This window comes from Halorubrum tibetense (genome assembly GCF_042661865.1).
Taxonomy (GTDB): domain Archaea; phylum Halobacteriota; class Halobacteria; order Halobacteriales; family Haloferacaceae; genus Halorubrum; species Halorubrum tibetense.
The window spans coordinates 1-6,981 of the sequence record NZ_JBHSWW010000120.1; the positions used below are offsets into that span (position 1 = coordinate 1).

6 protein-coding genes and 1 pseudogene are annotated in these 6,981 nt (G+C 68.7%); 4 read left to right on the plus strand and 3 right to left on the minus strand.

Annotated elements, in window-relative coordinates; all coding sequences use genetic code 11:
* Window positions 1-35 precede the first annotated feature (35 nt).
* The 3 genes and pseudogenes from ACFQEU_RS09125 to ACFQEU_RS09135 form a co-directional block, all read left to right on the plus strand.
* Window positions 36-1,337 carry an ABC transporter ATP-binding protein gene (locus tag ACFQEU_RS09125; protein ID WP_379781406.1) on the plus strand — a complete coding sequence of 434 codons (1,302 nt, stop codon included), beginning with the start codon at window positions 36-38 and terminating at the stop codon, window positions 1,335-1,337.
* A complete protein-coding gene (locus ACFQEU_RS09130; RefSeq protein ID WP_379781408.1) occupies window positions 1,334-1,750 on the plus strand; it encodes a DUF7555 family protein in 417 nt (138 codons plus the stop codon). The genes ACFQEU_RS09125 and ACFQEU_RS09130 overlap by 4 nt, the downstream gene beginning before the upstream one ends.
* Window positions 1,751-1,836: 86 nt before the next feature.
* A pseudogene (locus ACFQEU_RS09135) lies at window positions 1,837-2,304 on the plus strand (DUF7529 family protein); the annotation flags it as partial.
* Here the strand turns inward: ACFQEU_RS09135 and ACFQEU_RS09140 are convergent.
* From ACFQEU_RS09140 to thsB, 3 genes are all read right to left on the minus strand, one after another.
* Window positions 2,305-2,889, minus strand: coding sequence for a dihydrofolate reductase (locus ACFQEU_RS09140; protein ID WP_379781412.1), 585 nt, complete (start codon window positions 2,887-2,889; stop codon window positions 2,305-2,307).
* Window positions 2,890-3,011: 122 nt separating this feature from the next.
* Entirely contained in the window at window positions 3,012-4,013 is a 1,002-nt protein-coding gene (locus tag ACFQEU_RS09145) for an ornithine cyclodeaminase family protein (RefSeq protein WP_379781414.1), read from the minus strand.
* Window positions 4,014-4,181: 168 nt separating this feature from the next.
* Window positions 4,182-5,816, minus strand: coding sequence for a thermosome subunit beta (gene thsB / locus ACFQEU_RS09150; RefSeq protein ID WP_379781416.1), 1,635 nt, complete (start codon window positions 5,814-5,816; stop codon window positions 4,182-4,184).
* Window positions 5,817-6,087: 271 nt separating this feature from the next.
* On the opposite strand from thsB, the gene ACFQEU_RS09155 reads away from it, so the two are divergent.
* Window positions 6,088-6,981, plus strand: an 894-nt coding sequence (locus ACFQEU_RS09155) for a protein kinase family protein (RefSeq protein ID WP_465261127.1), incomplete at its 3' end; no start/stop codon positions are given.

Sequence of the window (6,981 nt, forward strand, 5' to 3'; positions counted from 1 at the left end):
GGCGGCCGCGGGCCCGACATCGAGGGAGGAGGCCGATGAGCGCGGACGACCCGCTCGTCTCCGTCGACGGGCTCCGGACGTACTACGAGGAGTCCGGCTTTCTCCCCTCGGAGCCGGTGAAGGCGGTCGACGGCGTCTCCTTCGACGTCCGGCCCGGCGAGACGCTGGGGCTCGTCGGCGAGTCCGGCTGCGGCAAAACGACGCTCGGACGGACGCTCGTCAGGCTGGAGCGATCGACGGCGGGGCGCGTCGAGTTCGACGGCGCCGACGTTACCGCGCTCGAGGGCGACGCGCTTCGGGAGTGGCGCGAGCGCGTCGCGATCGTCTTTCAGAACCCCCATTCGAGCCTGAACGAGCGGCTCACGGTCGGCGAGATCGTCCGGGAGCCGCTCGACGTCCACGACTGGGGGGAACCCGGAGAGCGGCCGGACCGCGTCCGCTCGCTGCTCGACCGGGTCGGCCTCCAACGGGAACACTACTACCGGTACCCCCACCAGTTCTCCGGCGGCCAGCGGCAGCGGGTCGCTATCGCTCGCGCGCTCGCGGCCGAGCCGGAGTTCGTCGTCCTCGACGAGCCCGTCTCCGCGCTCGACGTGAGCGTCCAGGCGAAGATCCTCAACCTGCTCGCGGACCTCCAGGAGGAGATCGGCTTGACGTACCTGTTCATCGCACACGACCTCTCCGTGGTCAGACACATCAGCGACCGCGTCGCGGTGATGTATCTCGGCAACGTCGCGGAGATCGGGCCGACGGAGCGGGTGTTCGGCTCGCCGGAGCACCCGTACACCCACGCGCTGTTGTCCGCGATCCCCGGCGACGCCGGCCCCGACGAGTTCACCGACCGGATCACGCTCCGCGGGACGCCCCCGAGCCCGGTCGACCCGCCAGCGGGCTGTCCGTTCACCGACCGGTGTCCGATGAAGATCCGCCCCGAAGGGTGGGAGGACCTCGACCCGGCGGTGTGGGGGGCGATAGCCGAGTTCGGCACCGTGATCGAGGCGCGTGAGAGCGGGGTCGAGGCACGGATCCGCGAACTGAAAAACCGGCTCGGGCTCGCGACCGAGCGGGAGACGGCGAGCGCGGTCGCCGACCGGCTCTTCGCGGAGGCGGACGCGCCGACCGCGGTCAGGTCGACGTCCGAGCGGATCGCCGAGCGGTTCGACGCCGGCGACCGGGAAGGTGCTCGTGGGGCGTTCGACGACGCGTTCGCCAGCGTCTGTGACCGATCGGTGCCCCCGACGACGACACACGCGACCGACCACCGGAGCCACTGTCACCGACACGACGACGCGTACGAGGACACCGATCGGTTCCGTCGGGAGGTGTTGGAACGGTGAGTCGGTCGGAGCCCGGTACGGGTCCCGACTCCTCGCGGTCGATCCTCGGGGGCGTGGTCGAGGTCAGCGTGTACGCGCTCACGGTCTCGCTGTGGACCGCGGCGTTCGTCATCGCGGTCGGCGTCGGGAGCGGGGCGGGCGTCGCGGCGGCGAAGAACGCGCTGTTCGTCCTCGGCTGGCTCGCGTTCGGCGTGGTCGCGATCCGGCTGTTTCCGACGGGGTACGAGGGAGGGACCGGCACCACCCGCCAGTCCCGGTTCGACGCCGCGGTCTCCCGGCTCCCGCCGCTCCGATGGTACTGGGACGAGGAGCCCCACGAGCGAGCGACCCCGATTGCTCGACAGTTCGGGGCCGCCGTCGCGGTGCTCGCGTCCTCGGCGGTCCTGGAGTTCGGGTTCGGGGTGGGTACGTGAGCGGACGCCGGGCGGCCGGTCCGGATCGACTGAGACGAGCTGGAGAGAACAAGTGAAATGAACCCGAGAGACACGAAACACGACACGGCATGAACGGCTGGCAACGGACCATCGAGGAGCTACACGCGCTCGAATCGAGGCTCCGGTCTGAGGGGTGGGAGACGGTCGCGACACAGGCGGGTGACGCCTCGTTCGTCCCGATCGGAGTCGGTGACGACGACTGGTTCGGGCTCTCGCTCACCGTTCCCGGGGACGACGCCGACCGGATCGAGCGGGTCGTCGGGCGCGCCACTCTCGACGAGTACGACGTGTTCCGCCGTGCGACCGATGGTCGGACGTACCTCGTGATCCGGTACGCGGACGCCGACGCGAGGGTCGCCGTCCTCGTCGCCGCGACGTACGATCGGCAGGGCGCGGCACCCCGGAAGGTCGCCCGATCCGCCGCCGATCGCGGCACGCTACACACACGGCTCCGGCGGCTTGACGGCACGCCGGTCGCCGAGTTCACACACGAGGACCACGAGCCGTTCTTTCCGGGGACCGGCGGCGACTGATTACCGGCCGTCGCCCCGTCGCCCGTCGCCTCGCCGGCTCCACTCCCGGAGCGTGAACCCCTCGTAGTCGGTCTCGTCGACGACCTCCCACTCCGTCTCGTCGAACTCGGGGAACCGGGTGTCGCCGTCGTACGCGCCGTCGACGTGGCTGATCGCCATCCCGTCGACGTGGGGGTGGAACAGAGCGTAGATCGCCCCGCCGCCGAGGACGTACACGGCGTCGGCGGTGGGGTCGGTTTGGGAGCCGGCGTCCTCGGATCCGTCGGGGCTGGGGTCGGCCCCGCTGCCCGTACCGGTCCCGTCACCGACCAGCTGACGGGCCGCGTCGAGCGCCGCTTCGACGCCGTCGGCGACGAGGGCGGTGGGCTCGTCGACCGCGTCGACGCTCCGGCTCACAACGATCTGGCGGCTCCCCGGTAGGTCCCCGCGCATCGACTCGAACGTCTTCCGGCCGAGGATCACCGGTGAGCCGGCGACGCGCTCGCGGTACTGTTCGACGTCGGCCGGGAGGTCGGGCCACGGCACCGCGCCGTCGTTCCCGATCACTCCGTTCTCGGCCACGGCGGCGACGCTGACGAGTCGCATACACTCGGTTCGGCCGCCACTGATAAAAGGGGGTGGGAAGGCGGATCCGTCACGGAAGCGGTGGAAAGGACGTGGATCGCGTCGCGAAAGCGACTCGCGGTGTCGGGAGTGAGTCGACCCGCCTACTCGGCGAGGCCGAGCAGGTCGAACGGGTAACCGTTGTCGTTGTCGTCGGCGTACTCGTACACGACGCGGGCGGCCGCGACGTCCTGGATCGCGAGCCCCGTCGAGTCGAAGACGCTGACGCCTTCGATCCCGTCCGTGCCGACCCGGCCGGGTTTGTTCCCGACGACGATCTCGCCGATCTCGCCGTAGATGTCCTCGTCGGTGAGCGTCCCCGCGGCGTAGGGGACGTTGATCTCGCCGGAGTGGGTGCACTGCTCGTGGTCGTCGATGACGATCGTCGCGTCCAACAGGAGCTCGTCCGCGAGCTCGTGTTTGCCCGCCGCGTCCGCGCCCATCGCGTTGACGTGCGTGTGTTCGGCCACGTCGTCGGGGCCGACGATCGGGTCCTCAACGGGCGTGACCGTCGAGAGCACGTCACAGTGGCCGGCCTCGGTCGGCGACCCGGCGCGCACGTCGAACTCGTCGTCGAAGGCGTCGACGAAGCGGGCGACGCGCTCCTCGTCGAGGTCGCTCACGACGACCTCCTCGATGTCGCGGACTTCGGCTATCGCCTCCAGCTGCGTGTACGACTGGACGCCCGCGCCGATGATACCGAGCGAGTCGGCGTCCGGAACGGCGAGGTAATCGGTAGCGACGGCGGCGGCCGCGCCGGTCCGTTTCATCGTCAGCGCGGTCCCGTCCATGATCGCGAGCGGGAAGGCGGTCTCCGGGTCGGAGTAGATCATCGTTCCCATCACGGTGGGGAGGTCGTGATCGGCGGGGTTGTCCGTGTGGACGTTCACCCATTTGATCCCCGCGGCGTCCCAGTCACCAGCGTCCAGATACGCCGGCATCGACCGGAAATCGCCGTTGTACTCGGGGAGGTCGATGTACGACTTCGGCGGCATCTGGGCGTCACCACGCTCGTAGGCAACGAAGGCACCTTCGACCGCGTCGATCACGCGGCCGGTTCGCGCGTTCTCGTCGACGTCATCGCTGTTGAGAAGCAACGTCTGCATGCCGCAGAATTTGCCGGTGGGGTACTTATGCCCTTTCGAACGTCGGTCGTGGAGTCACCGCTGTGAACGATGACGGAGCGAGTCAAAAAGCGTGAACGCGTCGAAACGTGTGGTCGGAACGCGGGTCGGTGGACTGAACGGTCGGTGAGAGGTAGTTCCTACCGAGCGTTACATCGCACCGCCCATGCCGCCCATGCCGCCCATGCCGCCGGCACCGCCGGGCGCGCCACCCTCGTCGCCGTCGCCGGACGTCGAGAGGTCGCCCGCGGCGATGATGTCGTCGATTTTGAGGACGAGGTTCGCGGCCTCCGCGGCGGAGGCGATCGCCTGCTCTTTGGCGTGGGCGGTCTCGACGACTCCCGTCTCGAAGGTGTCCTCGACCTCGCCGGTAAACACGTTGAGGCCGGCGTTCGCGTCGCCCGCTTCGTGGGCCGCTCGGAGGTCGACCAAGAGGTCGATCGAGTCGAGGCCCGCGTTCTCGGCGAGCACGCGCGGGATCAGTTCGAGCGCGTCGGCGAACGCCTCGACGGCGAGCTGCTCGCGGCCGGAGACGGAGTCCGCGTAGTCGCGGAGCCGACGGGCGAGCTCGACCTCGATCGCGCCGCCGCCGGGGAGCGTGCGGCCGTCGGAGACCGTGGTGGCGACGACATCGATCGCGTCGTTGACGCCACGTTCGAGCTCGTCGACGACGTGCTCGGTCGAGCCGTACAGGAGCAGCGTCGCGCCGTGAGCGTCCTCGCCCTCGACGTAGAACAGCTCCTCGTCGGCGTCACGCCGGACCGAGCCACGTGCGATGTCCTCGCTCGACACCGAGTCGAGGTCGGTGACGATCACCGAGTCGAGGACGTTCTTCAGGAACTTCATGTCGGACTTCTTCGTCCGACGGACCGCCAGGATCCCCTCCTTCGCGAGGTAGTGCTGGGCGAGGTCGTCGATACCCTTCTGACAGAAGACGACGTCCGCCCCGCTGTCGACGATCTGGTCGACCTTCTCGCGGAGCTGTGCTTCCTCTTGGTCGAGGAACTTCTGGAGCTGGTCGGGCGAGTCGACGTTGACCGAGGTGTCGACGTCCGCCTCCTCGACCTCGATCGGGTCGTTGAGAAGGAGGACGTTCGCGTCCTCGAAGTCCGTCGGCATGTCGTCGTGGACCGGGTCCTTGTCGATCACCGCGCCCGAGAGGAGCTCGGACTCGCCGGCCGAGCGGCCGGTTCGAGTCTCGATCTTGAGGTTCGCCAAGTCGACGACGTGCGAGCCGTCGTCGGCCTCGACCGTGACGCCCTGAACCGCGCGGACGACGAGGTCCGCGAGGACTTCCTTTTCGAGCTCCGCGCCCTTGCCCGTCATCGACGTCTCGGCGACGCTTTGTAGCGTCTCCGTGTCGTCGGCGTCGACGTCGTGGGCGATATCGTCGACCTGATCGCGGGCGTACTCGCTCGCGAGGTTGAACCCCTTGATCACCGCTGTCGGGTGGATGTCCTGTTCGAGGAGGTCCTCGGCGTTCTTCAGCAGCTCGCCCGCGATGGCGACCGCGCTAGTCGTCCCGTCGCCGGCCTCGTCCTCCTGGGTCTCGGCGACCTCGACGATCATCTCCGCGGTCGGGTTGTCGATGTCCATCTCCTGGAGGATGGTGACACCGTCGTTCGTGATGGTGACATCGCCCATCGAGTCGACGAGCATCTTGTCCATCCCTTTCGGCCCGAGCGTCGAGCGTACCGCCTCGGCGACGCCGCGCGCCGCGGAAATGTTGTACTCCTGCGCATCGCGGTCCTTGACGCGCTGGGCGTCGTCGCCCATGATGATCATCGGCTGACCCTGCTGCATTCGCTGACTCATACATCGTTTGATTGATTGTGATTCTATATAAATCCGTCGCTACTGCGTGCCCTCTCGGGACACGGACGAGGACGCCGTTGAACCCGAAAACCACAGTACTGCGCAGCTACTATCGCCGTTTCATGTTGACTATTCGCATGGCTGTCGAAGCGGTCGAGACGGCGTTTCGGACCGCATTTATATATTGCCCCCGGCGGATCGATGTCCGATCGTTATTATACTCGGGGCGGAAGCACGGTTCATGGCTGCGTTCGAGGGGTCGTTGGAAGGGGAACACGGCGAGTGGTCCGTCGGCGATCGCGTCGGATCGAGCGCCCGATGGCGGACGTACCGAGGGACCGGCGAGGGGGGAGCACCGGTGGCGATCCGGACGCTTGTCGGCGAGGTCCCGGACGACCGGCTCGACCGGTTCGACTCGCTCGCCCGCCAGTGGGCAGCGGTCGACGAGCGCCGCACGGTGCGAGCGCTCCGGGACTGGGGTACCGATCCGGAACCCTGGGTCGCCGTCGAGTACGTTCCCGACGAGCTGGCGGCGTGGGCGACGGGCAACACCCTCGCCGCCGCCGTGGCGTGTGACCGCCGAACGCGCGGAGAGCTGCTCTCGGACGTCTGTGAGACCCTCCGAACGTACGCGCGATACGGCTCCACCCCCTCGCATCTCACGATCCATCCCGACTGTCTCTCGTTCCGGATGGACTCAGAAGGGCCCGTTCCGGTCGTCGGCGACTGGGGACTGAGCGGACTCGTCGTCGACCCCCCGGTTACCCCCTTCACCGCCCCCGAACAGCTCGACGACGACCACGCGGGGCGGCGGACTGACGTGTACCGGGTCGGCGTCCTCGCCGCCGCCGTGCTCTCGGGGACCGTCCCGTTTTCGAGCGAACGTATCGCAGCGGGCGACGGGTCCGACGGGACGGGGGCGACGGACCGACCGGATCGAAACACGCTCGCGTCGGCGATACGCGACGGGCTCGACGTCGACGCACTGGGGGACTCGCTCCCGGACGACGCGATCCGACCGGTACGGCGGGCGACCGACCGCGATCCCGAGGCGCGGTACGCCACGACATACCCGCTCGGTCGCGACCTCCTCGACGCCGCCCCCCTCATCGACGTCGGCGACCGCGAGGCCGAC